Genomic DNA, 15,120 nt, shown 5'->3' with positions numbered 1-15,120 from the left:
CATGATCACCACCCATAATCTTGGCTTTCCCCGCATTGGCGCCCGCCGCGAGCTGAAGACGGCTCTTGAGCGTTACTGGAGCGGCAACATCAGCCGCGATCAACTGGAAACCTCGGGCCGCGAGTTACGGCAGCGTCATTGGGCCTGGCAACGCGAAGCTGGCATCCAACAGGTCCCGGTCGGCGACTTCAGTTTCTACGACCACGTGCTCGACATGATGCTGACGCTGGGCGTTCTGCCGGAGCGCTTTCATGCCGCAGCGGCCGAGCACCCGCTGGACCTAGCTTTCTACATGGCTCGCGGTCGTTCCCACAACGATGCGTTGCCCGATGTGCCGGCGCTGGAGATGACCAAGTGGTTCGACACCAACTACCACTACCTGGTCCCGGAGCTGACCCTCGAACAAACCTTTGCGGCCATTCCGGACAGACTACGAACGGAGATCCGGGAGGCGCGCGAGATGGGTCTGCAGCCCAAGCCTGTCCTGCTGGGGCCGGTCAGCTTTCTGTACCTGGCGAAGATGAAGGATGACGGGGAGCCACTGGAACTGCTTGACCGGCTCCTCCCGGCCTATCAGGAACTCCTGGAGTGGATCAGCGCAGAGGGAGCTTCTTGGGTTCAGATCGACGAGCCCATCCTCACACTGGATCTGCCCGTCGAGTGGCAGTCGGCGCTAAGGGCGGCTTACGACCGTCTCCACCGCGGCGGGCCACGCCTCTTGCTCACGACCTATTTCGGTGGCCTTGGCAGCCAGCGCGACCTGGCACTGGAACTACCGGTAGCGGGGCTCCACGTGGATGCCGTGCGCGGCGCGATGGAGGTCTCGACCCTCGTGGCCCGGCTGCCGCAGGACAAGATTCTGTCGTTGGGAATCATCGACGGACGCAACATATGGGCCACCAATCTGGAGGCCGGCCTGGACACTCTGGAGCCCGCCGTCAGCAGCCTCGGCATTTCTCGCCTGTGGCTCGCGCCCTCCTGCTCGATGCTGCACGTGCCCGTTGACGTGGAACAGGAAACCGGCATGGACACGGAGGTACGCAGCTGGCTGGCCTTCGCGCGCCAGAAACTGGCGGAGCTGGCGATCCTCCAGCGCGGCTTGACCGAGGGACGCGCGGCCGTCGCCAAAGAGCTGGAACACAGTCGGCGCGTGCACAGCAACCGCCAGAACGCCGTTCGTACTTGCATTCCGCAGGTTCGGGAACGGGTGGCGGGACTGTCCCCGGATGACGCTCGCCGTGCCCTGACCTATGAACAGCGTGCACCGTTGCAACAACGCTCACTCGACCTCCCATTATTCCCGACCACCAGCATCGGTTCGTTCCCACAAACGCAGACCATTCGCCGGGTGCGCCGTGACTACCGCCGGGGTGAGCTAACCCGGGATGATTACCTGCGCACCATGCGCCAAGAGATCGCTCGCGTAATCCGCTTCCAGGAAGACATCGGCATGGACGTGCTGGTGCACGGTGAGCCCGAACGCAACGACATGGTGGAGTATTTCGGCGAGCAACTCGACGGGTATGCCTTTACCCGGCACGGCTGGGTTCAGAGCTACGGATCGCGCTGCGTGAAACCCCCCATCATCTACGGCGATGTGCAGCGGCCCAGTCCGATGACCGTCGACTGGACACGTTACGCCCAGTCCCTCACAAGCAAGCCGGTCAAGGCCATGCTCACGGGGCCGGTGACCATGCTGCAATGGGCCTTCGAGCGCGATGACCAGTCACGCGAGGCCACTGCCCTGCAGATCGCCCTGGCGCTGCGCGACGAGATCGCCGACCTCGAGGCCGCTGGCATTGGCGTGATCCAGGTCGACGAACCCGCGTTCCGGGAGGGCCTGCCGCTGCGTCGAGGCGAATGGAATCACTACCTGGAATGGGCTGCGCGCGCCTTTCGCGTCGCCACCTCCGGTGTAGCCGACGTGACTCAGATCCACACCCACATGTGCTACTCGGAGTTCAACGACATCATTGAGGCCATCGCATCCCTGGATGCCGATGTCATCACCATCGAGACCGCCCGCTCGGACATGGAACTGCTGGATGCCTTCGAGCGATCCATCTACCCCAACGAGATCGGGCCGGGTGTCTATGACATCCACTCTCCGCGCCTCCCCACGGTACAGGAGATGGTGACCCTTCTCGAAAAGGCGGCTCGCGGGATCCCGGTCGAGCGGCTGTGGGTCAATCCCGACTGCGGACTCAAGACCCGCAGCTGGGACGAGGTCCGTCCAGCGCTGGAGGCAATGGTTGAGGCCGCGCGCGCCATGCGTGACCAGCAGCCCGCAACCGAGAAGAAGTCACAGGCCAAGGCTTGACATGTAAATGCACTTGCGTATGATTCGCATTTAGATACGCAGCCCGGACAGCTGTGTGTCGCCGGGACGAAAGGTGACTTCCTGCCTTTGGTCTCTCCAACCTCCGTTAACATTGCCGCCGGATGGGTCATCCGGCGGTTTTTTTATGCCACTCTGGCACGAATGCATCCCAAACTCGCTCGACGATCGTCCCGACTATGCGTCGCACGGCGTGCATTCCCTAGGTGTGATCTCTCAATAGGTTGTCGCGCACGGTGTTGGTCCACTGGAACTCGGGCATTTGCCGGGGCTTTCGGCCACCGATGACCGTGGCTACGTGGTGGCACCGAAGCAACCCAAGCCGTCGAATTGCACAGTGCTGCCTGGCGTCCGCTAGGTGCGGTCCCACTTGCCCATGACCTCCGCGCTGAAGGTGACTACCGGGGTCACAGCTTGACCCGTAGTGGATGCCCAGCGACCTTTAGCAATACCGCCGCTACGAGTGCACCTTCTTCTCAGAACCCGCGTGCCGCCCTGCCAGCGCTGCGTTCACCACACAGATAGCCATCATCCACCTGTGCGATCCAGTCGAGCATATTGCGTCCACCCTCGCGACATGTGACGCACCCTGACCTGGGATCGCGGCAGCGAGATGGCCAGCCATAAGGTCTTCATCGCCGAAACGGATGTGAAGGTGTACTTCTATGACCCGCAGAGTCCTTGGCAACGCGGTACCAACGAGAATTCCAACCGCCTGCAGCGCGAGTACTTCCCCAAGGAGACGGAACTGGCCGGCTTCTCACAGACCGGCCTGGATGAACTCGCCCTCCGTCTGAATCGGCGACCGCGGAAAACCTTGGGCTTTATCTCCCCGGCGGATAAACTCACGGTCACTGTTGCGTCGGCCGGCTGAGCGCACCTCCGCCTTGTTGGCCCGGGAACTGAAGTGATGCATCCCTCCATCAGGGCCTTGATGGAGAAGGCTTCGGTGCAGCGGGTCTGCGATCTGCTGGAGGAAAACCGGGCCGGCTATTACGCGGCGCGGGCGCGGGCCGAACGCCCAAGCGTGCCCTGCGCCGCTGGCGCTCACCTCGAGCGGGTGTTCGCGGCTTCCGGGCGAACCTACGGCAGCCGGCGTCTGGCAAAAGCCTTACAGGCGGATGGCACAGCCGTGGGCCGTTACCGGGTGCGGACGCTGATGCGCGAGCGCGGCCTGCGGCCCGTCTGGCGGCGGCGCTTCGTGGCCACTACGCAACGCGACGACCGGGTCCCGGTCGCCGAGAACCATCTCAACCGCAAGTTCACCCCGGCCGGACCGAACCAGGCGTGGGCGTCCGACATTACCTATATCCCGACCGCCACCGGCTGGAGCTACCTGGCGGTCATCCTCGACCTGTACTCGCGCAAGGTCATCGGTTGGGCCCTCGATCGGCAGATGCCGGCGAGCCAGACCTGCGAGGCCCTGCGCATGGCGCTGGAGCAGCGCCAACCGGAGCCGGGACTGCTGCTGCACTCCGACCAGGGCTGCCAATACACCAGCGCCGCCTGGCGGCGGCTACTGGCCAGGCACCGGATCCAGGCGAGCATGAGCCGCCGGGGTAACTGCTGGGACAATGCCGTCGTCGAGTGCTTCTTCCTGAGCCTCAAGACGGAACGCGTCTGGCAGCGCCGATACGCGAACCACGGCGAGGCGCGGCGGGATTTCGCGGACTACATCGCGCGGTTCTACAACACCGTTCGCATCCACTCGACGCTTGGCTACCTGCCTTCCAGCGACTATGAGCATCCAACGGCAGCCAATCCACCTAACGCGGTATCCGGAATGACTTAACCACCAAATCCAACACCGGGGCTGCCCCTGATGCGACTGGCAACGCTCATCGAGATCCTACCTACGTCCCCCCGATTGTTTCCCAAGGTCGCCTCTTCTTCCATGATTTCTTCCGATACACGCCTATGGTTTCAAGAAAGTGTATCCTTGTCGTTGCAGATACGAAATATGAGCATTACCGCTGACTACGACGTCCTCTTCCGACGCGTCGTACAGGTCGTCATGCAGGCTAATTTGTCTACCTTCCAAGGTATTATTGCAAACCAAGAACCGGACATTCTGCATCTTTAGATTGTCGATGTTCGCTCGAAGATCATCGTCATCTTTCGCCTTGTTAAGGAGGCTTAGTCCGTCTCCACTCAAAACGACTTTTACCTGAATATTGTCGACACCTAATGCATTGACGTGGTTCTGTATGTTCCGCAGGACCATCGTATGCCGGTCACTGTCATCATAGTTCACGTCGTAGACCGCCTTATCTTCTCCATAGTCGTAAGTAACGGCAGACGCATTCCCCGAAAATATCAACGCCGTAGTAATCAACAGCAATGGAATAAAGAATATTGTTCTCATGCCTGTCTCCTAACTTATTTAGGTGTAAACGGAACTGGAGGTTCCCATTGTCGCCACTAAAGGGCCACTCCTCACTAGCTGGAGGACCGTTAGAAGAATAGACTGGAACTGGAGGATGTTTATTCCGGCTTATGAGTACCGACATCATTCGATAAGCGTAGGCTTTGTGGCCGCACCCCTGCTCCCGCATCAGGCGCCAGACCCGGTAGCGGCCCACGGTCACGCCTTCCGAGCGCAGCGAAAGACCCCATGCCAACGCCGGGGCAACCCTGATGCGATTCGCTGCGCTCACCCGCATCCTACGATGGGAGCTGGCGCTCGCTGGCGGGCGCGGCACGCCAGGGCCGAGGCCGCGCGCGCCAAGTGTAGTGGTCAAGTGATTTCTGACACCTCGATGGGTGTTTCGGCTGTCCCTTTTTTCGCTCGTAGGCGTTGGGCGACAGGTATCCCAAAGTCGAGTACCTTCGGCGCTCGTTGTACCGGTCTCCGGTCGGCGTTCGGAAGACGTAGAGGTCCAGCACGCCGCGGCGGTAGCCGCCGTTGAACCGTTCGATGAAGCCGTTCTGCATGGGCTGGCCTGGCTGGATGAAGCTCAGTTCCACGCTCCTCTGCTCGGCCCAGTCGGCGATCGCGGCCGAAACGAACTCGGGACCATTGTCGAGCCGGAGTTACTGCGGATAGCCCCACCAGGCCGCAATACGCTCCAGCACCCGGATCACACGGGGTGCGGGCAGATTCAGATCGGTCTCCACCGCCAGCGCTTCCCGGTTGAAGTCATCTACGACGTTGAAGGTGCGAAAGCGCTGTCCGTCCCACAGCGCATCCGACATAAAGTCCGCTGACCAGCACGCGTTCGGAGCTTCGGTCGATGCCAGAGGTCGTGGCTCCCGTGGTGGCAAGCGGCGCTTGCCCTTACGCCGCAGGTTCAGCTTCAGGGCGCAGTACACGCGCCAGACCCGCTTGTGGTTCCAGGGCATGCCCCGACGTCGGATCAGCTTGAACAGCTTGCCAAAGCCCCGCTCCGGATCGCGTTCCACCCGCTCCTGCAGTAGCGCGACCACCGCATCGTCCCGGTCCGGTTGCTTGCGATACCACACCACCGACCGCGCAACCCCGGCCACCTGACAGGCCCGGCGCTGACTCTGCCCATGCTCCCGCGTCAACGCAGTGACCACACAGCGCTTCTCGTCCGGGCTCGGAGCTTTTTTGGGCAATCACGTCCTTCAGGGCCGTGTTCTCCAGGGCCAGCTCGGCGTACATCCGCTTGAGCCGGTTGTTCTCGTCCTCCAGCTCCTTCAGCCGTCGAACGTCGGCCGCTTCCATGCCCCCGTATTTCGACTTCCACTGGTAGTAGCTCGCTTCCGAGACCCCGATCTCCCGACAGACGTCCTTCACCTTCCGGCCGCCTTCGACCTGCTTCAGCGTCTGGACAATATGGCTTTCCGTAAACCGACTCTCGCGCATCTCGGCCTCCTTGGGCTCTAGTGTGCCCGGAGACCCCCAGTTTTCAATGGGCCAAATTTACGGGAGGGCGACAATCAGCGGGCCGTGTCCTGCCCCATCAGATACTCGGCCAAGACCCGGTAGGCCGGCAGCGAGGTTGCATCGTTAGCCGCGTTGGTCGCCAACGGGTGGGAGGCCAACCGCACAATTACCATCTCTGCGGACGGGTCGATCCAGATCGTCTGGCCGTGTACGCCGCGAGCGGCAAAGACGCCATGGTCGTCGTGACCTATCCACCACATGCTACGATAACTCCAACCATCAAGGCCTCCGAAGCCGGCCTTAGAGAAGGCTGCCTTGTCACCGCCCTCGCGGATGCGTTTTATGGCCTCCTCGGGCAGCACCTGCTCGTCTCCGAGGCGCCCCCCATCGAGAATAAGCTGGCCCAAACGGCCCAAGTCTCGCAGGGTGGCGTTGAAGCCACCGCCTGCGAACGGCGTACCGATCGAATCTACGGTGAAAAAGGCCTCTCGCTCCGCCCCTATCCGCGACCAAACCCGCTCAGCCAGCCAATCGGCGACACTCTTTCCGGTGGCCCGAGAGATGATCCATCCCAAAGCATCGGAGTTGATGGTGCGATAGCCGAAGGCCTCTCCGTGCTCACCAGCCTTCTCTACAGTCTCAAGGAACGCGAAGTAACCGCGAGGCCCATCGTAATCTGCTGGCGGCGGCAGCGGGCTGCCAGCTTGAGCATAAGCCCATACGTCGGCCTCGGGGTCAGAGTAATCCTCTGAAAAGTCGAGCGCGGTGGTCATATCAAGCACCTGGCGCAGAGTGGCGTCGCCAAAGGCGCTGTCAGCGAGCTCCGGCACCAGTTCACCAACGCGAGCCTGTTCATCCAGGGTGCCCTCAGCCACTAGCGTCTCGCCAATCAACCCTGTGAGCGACTTGGTAACCGACATCACCCCATGCAGGGTGTGTTCATCCAGACAGCCGGCGTAGCGCTCGTACACCACCCGACCTTGGTGAAGCACTAGCAGACCGTCGGCGTGATTCACGTCGAAGGCTTCACTCCACGTCATCAACTCTGAACCGTCGGAGGGCTGGAATGTCAGGTCATCAATCGCGGGGTCGGATGCATAGGGCAAGGCCCGAGCACCCTCGGGCCCAGACCGCACACCGACGGTGGGCATCAACTCACGGAAGTGGCAGACCGTCCACTTGAGCTTATCGCCGACGAAGTAATCGTCATCGGTGAAACGGATAGTGCGATCCTCCGGTGGCGGGAAGCCCTGCATCCAATCCATTGGTGCTACCGTTTCGACACCGGCGGCTGAAGTCGGTGGCGCCAAGGCTGCCCCGATCACGAGCAGGGTCGGGATAAGTGCTGCGTTCGTGGTTCTGATCATGATGTGCTCCGATTGGCGTTGGATGGCCACGGCGCACCGGCAATCGCCCGTCCGATCAGTTGCCAGGTAGGCGCGCGGAAGGGACACCGTGCAGTATGATGGCTTCGCAACGCAGATTGTGACGGATACCACGCCAATTTCATCGGGTTAATCCAGTTCCTGTACCCCTCCACCCGAAACGGTAAGGATCTGACCGCTGATCCAGCTGGAAGCCCGAGAGCACAGGAATAGTGCCGCATTGGCAATATCCTCAGGCTCGCCGAGTCGTTTTAGGGGAGTACGGGCAAGCATGCGCTGCTCAATCTCGTCGTTGAGCACCGACATCAGCGCCCTGGTGCGAGTGGCTCCCGGCGCGATGCCGTTGATGCGGATGTTTTTTGGGCCAAGATCAAAGGCGATGTTACGCACCAAGTGGCTGGCGGCGGCCTTCGAGGAGCCGTACGCTGCCATGTGTTGGTTCCTATTCTCGGCCGACATCGAGGTAATGGCGAGAATCGCGCCACCGCCGACCCTCTCCATCTCAGGCGCGGCCAGCTGGGCAAGGCGAAACAGCGGAAACACGTTCAGGTCATAGGCGCGACGAAAGTCCTCCATAGGCATGTCGAAGGGCTTGGGTCCACCGCCGCCGGCGTTGCTGACCAAGAGCGTTAGCTTGCCGAAGGCCTCTACCGGTTTGGCCACCGCTGCGGCAAGATCCTCTTCTCGGGTAACGTCACATGCCATGCTGGTCGCACGACCACCTTCGGCCTCGATACCTTCGGCTACCGCAGCGGCCGCAGCGGCATCCAGATCGCTGACGACTACTGCAGCTCCGGCCCGGGCGAAACTTTCGGCTATGGCTCGGCCGATTCCGGCGCCGGCCCCTGTAACAAGGGCGGCTTGACCGCTCAACGCGAAAAGCTGGGGATCGTACATAAAAACCTCCGATATAGCGATGAGGGGGAAGTTGCCAAGTCAAGCTTGCTTGGCTCTGGCTCATCATCTACCCCTCTCTACGAGTCGAATCTGAGAGCAGATTAACTTCTTGTAGTGGTCGGGTGATTTCCTGCTCTCAAGAATTGTTGGGGCTGCCCACTTACGCTCGTATGCGTTGAGCGACAGTTAGCTCAGGGTCGCGCGCCTTCGGCGCTCGTTGTAGTAGCCAACGATGTAGACCGTGATGCTTCGGTGAGGCTCTCCCTGGTTTGCCTGATACTTCCTTCAAGCCCGCGCGGGTCCGTATGTAGGTGATGTCCGCCACACAGGCCGCGTGCGGGCACGCGGCTGGACTGCTTGTCCAGGTATTTCGCCACCACATCCTCCGGCTCGTCCCGCTGCGCCGTGACCCCGAACCCCCGCTTTCAGACCCGGCACAGCCCATCCTCCCCCATCAGATGGCGGACCCGATAGCAGCCGACCTCAACATCGCCCATCCGCAGCTCCGACTGCACACGGCTTCTGCCAACGGGCCACCCACACTGTTCGAACGTCTCTTTGCCCCAGTGCAAGGCCGGCGCGGTCGCCGGCCGCACGTCTGCAATGCCCAGTAGCCCGACCGGTTCATCTCCAGCAAACCGCAGAACCGCTGCTCCGAGGCCTTTTTTGGAATGACCTTGCCCTCACAGCCGGCGGTTCTCTTCCTCCAACTCCCGGATCCGGCGCTGCACCGGCGTCAGGGGCCGGCCATCGCCGGCCTCCGCGGGCCTTCCAAGTCCGATGGTAGGACTCAACTGCCCTAGGGCCCAGCCTCAACGACCCGTTCCGCCTTACGACCCTCCGTGTGGATGACGACCACCGGACGGACAGGCAAGTCGGCTAATAAACGGTAAAGCCGGATACGCAACCGCTCGGCTCTCCGCATGTCCCTTGCGGGCAACCGAATCTCCAGAAGGAGGTACGGCCCAACCTTCGTATAGCGTGCCTGCCGGGCCGGCACTGCCGCCTCATTCAGAGCCGTGATCACCCGGGCTCTCAGCTCAGCCGGCGGGGCAGCCAGAACCAGCTCGCGTACAGCTTCCAAGGTCATCTTCAGCGGTACACCAATGAAGTATCCAGCCACCAGGACCACCATGACCGGATCCGCATAGACGGCATACTCCGAAAATGCGGTGCGCTCCAGCAACACCGCCAGGCCGAAGCCCGCAAGGACGGCCGCACTCAAAAGCGTATCCATCAGCCACTGGCGGCGCTCGGCAGAGACCAACCCGCCGGGGGTACGAACCTGCACCCAGCGCAGATAACCCCACACGACCACACAGGCCACTGCGCTAATGGCCGCGAATAACATGGCCATGCCCGTCTCCACTACGCGACCGCCGGTCAACAGCGCGTGCAAGGCCAATGCAATCGACAACAGGGAAACCAGCGCAATAGTCAGCCCCTTCACGGTAATAACCAGTGGTTCAATCGCGGCACGACCGAAGGGGAAACGCTGGTTTGCTGGCCGCCGCACAACCCGTGCGGCGTACACCGAGAGCAACGACAGCACCAGACTTACAAGGGAGTACGCCCCGTCGAACAGGATCATCAGGGAGTTAACCCACAAGCCCCAAACGATACCCCCAAGGGCAAACATGCCGGCCATGGTGGCAGACAGATACAGCGCCGTTTTTTCCCGCGCCCAGAACGAACTCATGATGACCTCCCATTGAATTGCTGGCTATTCTAGGGAGCCCAATTCAATAATGTGAGTCGCTGAGCGACGGGTTTTCCGTCACCATGAGGCTATGAAAGACAGCCAGATCGAAACGTTTCTCGCCGTGGTGGAACAGGGCAGCGTCGCGGCCGCCGCACGCACCCTCGGCCGCAGCCGCACCACGGTGAGCACCGCCTTAAGCGCGTTAGAAGACGAACTGGGGGTGGTGCTGTTCGAGCGCAGCGGCAATCAACTCCACCTCACCCCGGTGGGCGGCAGCATCGTGACCGACTGCCAGCGCCTGCGGCAAGTGGCCGGGCAGATCCACGCCCGTTGCCGGCACCACATGAGCGGTGCCGAATCGGCGCTGCGCATCGCCCGCGACGACGCCATCCCTGAGGCTACGTGGCGGGACCTGCTGCGTCGCCTGAAGAACGCATTTCCGCATACCAGCGTATCCGTTTATCTGGCTCCACCCCGGGAGCTGCCGGAGCTTGTGGAACGCCAGGCCGTGGATGTGGCCTACGGCTTGATGCCCCAGTTGCTCACCGTGGGCTACCAGTGGTTTCGTGAGCTCGCAGACGTGCGCATGCTTACGGTCACCGCCACCGACCATCCACTGGCAGCCCTCCCCCGGGTCACGCAGGACGACCTCGTCGGACATACGGAGATTGTCATGGCCTATTTGGACAGGGACGGCCTGATCCCAGAGTCTCCCGACACTGACAACTACCTCGCCTTCACGCAGTACGAACTGATCCGCGACGCAGTGATCGAGGGTTCCGGCTGGGCCGATTTACCCTTTCCGCTCATCAGCAGCGCCCTGCGCCAGGAACAACTTCGCACAATCCCTCATCCGGCCGCTAAGTGGTGGAAGACCTTCTGCGTACTGGAATCCGAACAGGCCCACGGAGGTCCCGTGGTGACCTGGCTGGCCAATGAGCTGGAAACCTACCTGACCCGAATCAACTGAGAGCACGAATTCAACGGTGTCGTATTGCCCTGATCTTCTCCTGCGCCCCTGTGGCTCCGGTACCTGTTCGATCAACTCCGTTCTCACGTTGAAGAAGAGGCGGTCGGCCACCGCATAGCCCCAGCACTAAATTCGCCGGCTCGAAATGCAGCGGACGCCATACTGCGACAGAAGATGCCGCCAGACGTCACTGGTACACTGACCGGGTCGGTCGGCTTGAACCAGAGCCCCGGCTCGTGTTCCTGACTGTGCAGCCCCATCCCACAACAGCGCCGCCTGGACGCGGCGGCTGCCGTACGACTACCCCCGACTGATCGAGCGCCACCATGACCCGCTGTGCTAGCACACAAGGCCGGCGCGGCCGCCAACCGCACGTCGGTGCCACGTCGCAGCCCGACCGGCTCACCTCCGGTAGATCGCAGACCCACTTCAGTTAAGTCTTCTCGCTCAGAGCACTGATGCAGCGCTGCATTACTTCAGTTCCCTGGAGTGGAAGGGGATTGTGCGTCTTCTAGGGTCTACCTGCCCCCCCTAGCCGGCGGTTCTCTGACTCCAGCCCCGGGGCCACCGCTAATGCGGCGTCAGGGGCCGACCATCGACGGCGCCCCGGATGGATCTACCTTGGGTTGCTCGACCCAGCGACGAGCCGTCGTTTCGCCGACCCCGGCCCCCCTGACGTCTCCCCGATCAGTTCCACGTCATTCCACCGCTCGAGGTGCCCACGACAGTTGATCAACACACCCGGAAGCGTCAGAAGTCGCTTCCACTCACTGGAGGTGCACCGCCTCGAAGCGAGCACGTGCCTCACCATCACCGTCGATGAGCGTCAACATTTCGCCGTCGATTTGCCAGCTGGCGACGTCGCCAAGAGCATCGAGAAATTTTCTCTCGAACTCCATGATGGCGGCGGGGCAGGCCATCATGGTGGTGGCCACCTGGCCAAAGCTTAGCTGGTCACGGTCAAGTTCATACCCACCCATCATGCGGTTGCAACCGGTGGCGCCTGCCAGGCGAGCATCTTCAGCGTGCAGCACCAAGTGTGCCTCGCGTGCCTCTTCTGTAGCCACCGCCTCATCCTCTCCCAAGGTCACCAGCTTCCAGTAAGTATTCTCCAGACGCTCCGTGTCGCCGCTCCCATCTGTCGGTGCATCAAGCCCAGCACACCCACCCAAGAGCAAGATGCCAGCCAAAAGACCTACGAGACTCCAGTTCTGTTTCACCGCAACCAGTCCATTACCATTCACGAGCTCTATGAGACCACACAGAGGCACAAGGTTCCACATGGGCGATGGCATCAGCGTAAGCATGCGCAGTGCCCTCCCAGAATGAAAGCCGTGGCGCGCGCCCATAACGTTCAGAGCCACACTATTGGCCGGGGACTCGTCATACGACTCGGGAAGGCCTGCCCTTGGCCCTGCGCGAACCATCTACCCGCGAGTGGCCAATAAAAGGCAAGGATTCTAAGTGACCCACCCGGGGAACGTGACACTTACCAAATCCGCCGCACGTATTTAGTTCGGGCCGTTCTCGCAAGGACCTCGCTTATAGCATCGACCTCGAGAGAGCCCTGCAGAAAAGCGCCATTTGCTTTTTCGGAACCCCGGGCCTATGGTTGGCCTTAAGGTTCCACCTACCGCGAAATATGTCGCTCTACTAACCGATCATTCAGGCTTGGTAGCACCGATGGAAACGTACCTTATCGTCCAGTTCCGTCCTTCCCTGACCTTTCCGGTCTAAGCCGGACGCGGCATCGCGTCCGGCTATCCGATCTCCCAACCGAAGCTGTCGTCTGACTTTTCATATAAAAGTCGGGCCGGGCTCGTTATGTCTGCACAATCTGCGGAAATGGAGCACGAAGTGTATCAAGCATCTTCCCAATGGTATCCGCACAACCCGCTCGGATCCGGTCGCGCAACACAGGAACAGCGTTCACTGCGGGCGGAACTCAGAAATCTCGGAGAATCCCACGCCAATCTCGTCACGGCTTCGCACGGACAACGTGCGAATCGCGCCAGCGTAAGGATGCTCAATCTCACAGACATAAGGACGGCGCACCCTGGGCCTTTGCATCCTGCGCGTATCGCCCGAACGAGTAGCCAAATCTCTAAGTTCCGGCTTCTTTGGGGCACGCCCCAAACGCCCGAGGAGGCGGATCTCGATCCAGTCCGCCTCGTACAAGGCTACTTTACTAACCGCGTTTTCGGTCCTAGCTCCGGGCACACACCGGCACGATCAAGCGACCGAAACACTCTCGTCGTGCCGTCCTAGCAATGCCCCCGAGGCGCACCCGAACACTGACAATATCACTCTACAGGAAAGAATCATGAGCAAAGAAAAACCGAAGAAGAAGGCCCAAAAGAGTCTCAAGGAACGACGGCAGGAAAAACGGGAACGGAAAGATGAGCCATCCAAATCCTGACTGACCCGGACAATGGGAACCGCGCCGGGTCGCGCTTGCACTATGAACTCCACCGGTGAGGCGCAAGGACGCGCCATATCACCCGCCTGCAAGGGGCCATACCGGCCTCACCCCCCTGCCGCAGGCCAGTCCGCTTCCCTAGATTCGCACTGTGTGATTCCAGACCCTGACAGGGTAACGCGCCAGCGTTGCGCCCTTGTCTCAGGATCACCCGGACCCGCGCACACCACGAGCAAGGTGTAGATATGCTGCCGCTCGATGTCATGGGCCTGAACTCCGTCCTGCATCACTTCACCAATCTTTCCGGAGTACAACCGCTTCTGTCCACCTTCGACTAGCTCGCACAGGGGTCCTAGGTCCAGCCCCACCACCTCCTGGACGTGGCCCTGGTCCAATGCCTTCGGTTCCAACATCAGACGTGCCCTGTAGAGGACCGTTTGCATCTCCTCACCAATCTGCCCCCTGCCCGCATTGCGCCTGACCTTGCTTGGTAGGCCCGCCTGAGGCAAGTAATCAAACCAAGTCAACTGTGCACCCATCCTCTCTTCGGTCAGCGGCTTCAGAATTTGCGTCCTCTCCAGAGGTCTTCCTTTGAGAAGCCACCCCGTGATCCTGTTGACCATTTCGTCATGAAGATAATCTCGAAGCGCGTGAATCAGTGCAATCATGATCAGCAGCGTAATTGTCAGCCTGTGCACTGCCCTTATCGTGTGGAATATAAGCACAGTAAATAAAGTCATTATCACCATCGTGTAGAGCGCCTTCACTGCCCTGTATGTGGCGCGCCACAAATCGGTGGTTCGGGTCTTCGTGACGACAGAGTGCTCCAGCAATTTGTGGTACAGCGCCATCCGGTGCCACACTTGCGTCGGTGAGCCCCGGAAATCCGCCAAATATCCCTGCCGCTCTCTGTATTGACGCTCCGCAGCCAGATAGGCTCGGACACGTCCGCTGTATGGTTCTCCCAAATTGGAAAACTGGGGCTTGCTCGCGCATTCCAAGAAAAATTGTTCCGAGTACCATGAGAAATATATGTCCATTCGTCTGAAGTATGACAGCTGCGCTTTACTCTCAGGGGGGAACTGTCGCAATCTGCGCGCTAAGTTCTCGCTCAGCTTAAGTGCGCGTTTCACAATCTCCTCGGAATTATCGCTGTCTTCGAATCGCTGACGAAGGTGATCTATGGAAGCTTGGTAACGGGACAGCCAAGTGCCACATAAAACTTCGTAGTGCGGCGACAGCAGAGAAATTGATGTATCCGCTAGGCTTGCCTTATCTTCAGCAGGCAGGCCTAGCATCCGAAATCCATGACGCCAGCGGTCCGGTACCGCCTTCGTCCCGCCAAGAGCGCGTTCGAGAGCCCCGCGATCATGAGGCGTAAACAGGTAAAGGGTAACCTCGTGTTCGCCCCCCTTCTGCAGGACTCTCTCGAGCTGCAGCCCATGCTTTCCTTTTCGTCTCAGCGTGAACAACTAAAAAACCCTCGCGATGACGGTGCGCCTCCGCAGAAGCGCGGCATACACTCCTGAATAATCCGTACAGCTCCCCAATCTGGGGCT

Annotated in this window: 9 protein-coding genes and 2 pseudogenes; 4 read left to right on the top strand and 7 right to left on the bottom strand. The window is 60.8% G+C overall.

The window, feature by feature from the left end; translation table 11 throughout:
• The first annotated feature begins 1 nt into the window (after position 1).
• The 3 genes and pseudogenes from metE (at position 2) to F791_RS13130 (ending at position 4,130) form a co-directional block, all read left to right on the top strand.
• Positions 2-2,320: a 5-methyltetrahydropteroyltriglutamate--homocysteine S-methyltransferase gene (gene metE / locus F791_RS0101300; RefSeq protein WP_019592065.1), complete on the top strand. Its 2,319-nt coding sequence runs from the start codon at positions 2-4 to the stop codon at positions 2,318-2,320.
• Between the two features lie 601 nt (positions 2,321-2,921).
• A pseudogene (locus F791_RS0101295) lies at positions 2,922-3,212 on the top strand (IS30 family transposase); the annotation flags it as partial.
• A gap of 36 nt (positions 3,213-3,248) precedes the next feature.
• Positions 3,249-4,130, top strand: a complete 882-nt coding sequence (locus tag F791_RS13130; protein ID WP_018875089.1) for an IS3 family transposase — start codon at positions 3,249-3,251, stop codon at positions 4,128-4,130.
• Between the two features lie 123 nt (positions 4,131-4,253).
• Here the strand turns inward: F791_RS13130 and F791_RS0101285 are convergent, their stop codons facing one another.
• From F791_RS0101285 to F791_RS0101260, 5 genes and pseudogenes are all read right to left on the bottom strand, one after another.
• On the bottom strand, positions 4,254-4,703 hold the full coding sequence (locus F791_RS0101285) for a DsrE family protein (protein ID WP_018873758.1): 450 nt from the start codon (positions 4,701-4,703) through the stop codon (positions 4,254-4,256).
• A 407-nt stretch (positions 4,704-5,110) separates the two neighbouring features.
• A pseudogene (locus tag F791_RS13125) lies at positions 5,111-6,167 on the bottom strand (IS3 family transposase); the annotation flags it as partial.
• A gap of 74 nt (positions 6,168-6,241) precedes the next feature.
• Positions 6,242-7,555, bottom strand: a complete 1,314-nt coding sequence (locus F791_RS0101270; protein WP_019592062.1) for a serine hydrolase — start codon at positions 7,553-7,555, stop codon at positions 6,242-6,244.
• 147 nt (positions 7,556-7,702) lie between these two features.
• Positions 7,703-8,470 carry a 7-alpha-hydroxysteroid dehydrogenase gene (hdhA, locus tag F791_RS0101265; RefSeq protein ID WP_018174400.1) on the bottom strand — a complete coding sequence of 256 codons (768 nt, stop codon included), beginning with the start codon at positions 8,468-8,470 and terminating at the stop codon, positions 7,703-7,705.
• Positions 8,471-9,269: 799 nt separating this feature from the next.
• Positions 9,270-10,169 (bottom strand): cation diffusion facilitator family transporter, encoded by a 900-nt coding sequence (locus tag F791_RS0101260; RefSeq protein ID WP_019592061.1) that lies wholly within the window; start codon positions 10,167-10,169, stop codon positions 9,270-9,272.
• A gap of 91 nt (positions 10,170-10,260) precedes the next feature.
• Here F791_RS0101260 and F791_RS0101255 point away from each other — a divergent pair, with 91 nt between their 5' ends.
• Positions 10,261-11,142 carry a LysR family transcriptional regulator gene (locus F791_RS0101255; protein WP_019592060.1) on the top strand — a complete coding sequence of 294 codons (882 nt, stop codon included), beginning with the start codon at positions 10,261-10,263 and terminating at the stop codon, positions 11,140-11,142.
• A gap of 767 nt (positions 11,143-11,909) precedes the next feature.
• Here F791_RS0101255 and F791_RS0101250 read toward each other — a convergent pair.
• Together F791_RS0101250 and F791_RS0101245 are read right to left on the bottom strand one after the other, a co-directional pair.
• Entirely contained in the window at positions 11,910-12,449 is a 540-nt protein-coding gene (locus tag F791_RS0101250; protein WP_018174397.1) for an META domain-containing protein, read from the bottom strand.
• Positions 12,450-13,668: 1,219 nt separating this feature from the next.
• Positions 13,669-15,033 carry a hypothetical protein gene (locus F791_RS0101245; RefSeq protein ID WP_231364677.1) on the bottom strand — a complete coding sequence of 455 codons (1,365 nt, stop codon included), beginning with the start codon at positions 15,031-15,033 and terminating at the stop codon, positions 13,669-13,671.
• Positions 15,034-15,120 lie beyond the last annotated feature (87 nt).

Source organism: Thioalkalivibrio sp. ALRh (genome assembly GCF_000381425.1).
In the GTDB taxonomy this organism is placed as follows: domain Bacteria; phylum Pseudomonadota; class Gammaproteobacteria; order Ectothiorhodospirales; family Ectothiorhodospiraceae; genus Thioalkalivibrio.
Note: the sequence above shows the minus strand (reverse complement) of the source record. Positions and strands in the feature narration are given on the sequence as shown.

What these genes read in the sequence shown, in the direction of transcription:
- F791_RS13130 (WP_018875089.1), top strand. Translation starts at nt 3,249, where the DNA reads ATGCATCCCTCCATCAGGGCCTTGATGGAGAAGGCTTCGGTGCAGCGG.
- F791_RS0101255 (WP_019592060.1), top strand. Translation starts at nt 10,261, where the DNA reads ATGAAAGACAGCCAGATCGAAACGTTTCTCGCCGTGGTGGAACAGGGC.
- F791_RS0101260 (WP_019592061.1), bottom strand. Translation starts at nt 10,169, where the DNA reads ATGAGTTCGTTCTGGGCGCGGGAAAAAACGGCGCTGTATCTGTCTGCC.
- metE (WP_019592065.1), top strand. Translation starts at nt 2, where the DNA reads ATGATCACCACCCATAATCTTGGCTTTCCCCGCATTGGCGCCCGCCGC.
- F791_RS0101250 (WP_018174397.1), bottom strand. Translation starts at nt 12,449, where the DNA reads ATGCTTACGCTGATGCCATCGCCCATGTGGAACCTTGTGCCTCTGTGT.
- F791_RS0101285 (WP_018873758.1), bottom strand. Translation starts at nt 4,703, where the DNA reads ATGAGAACAATATTCTTTATTCCATTGCTGTTGATTACTACGGCGTTG.
- hdhA (WP_018174400.1), bottom strand. Translation starts at nt 8,470, where the DNA reads ATGTACGATCCCCAGCTTTTCGCGTTGAGCGGTCAAGCCGCCCTTGTT.
- F791_RS0101270 (WP_019592062.1), bottom strand. Translation starts at nt 7,555, where the DNA reads ATGATCAGAACCACGAACGCAGCACTTATCCCGACCCTGCTCGTGATC.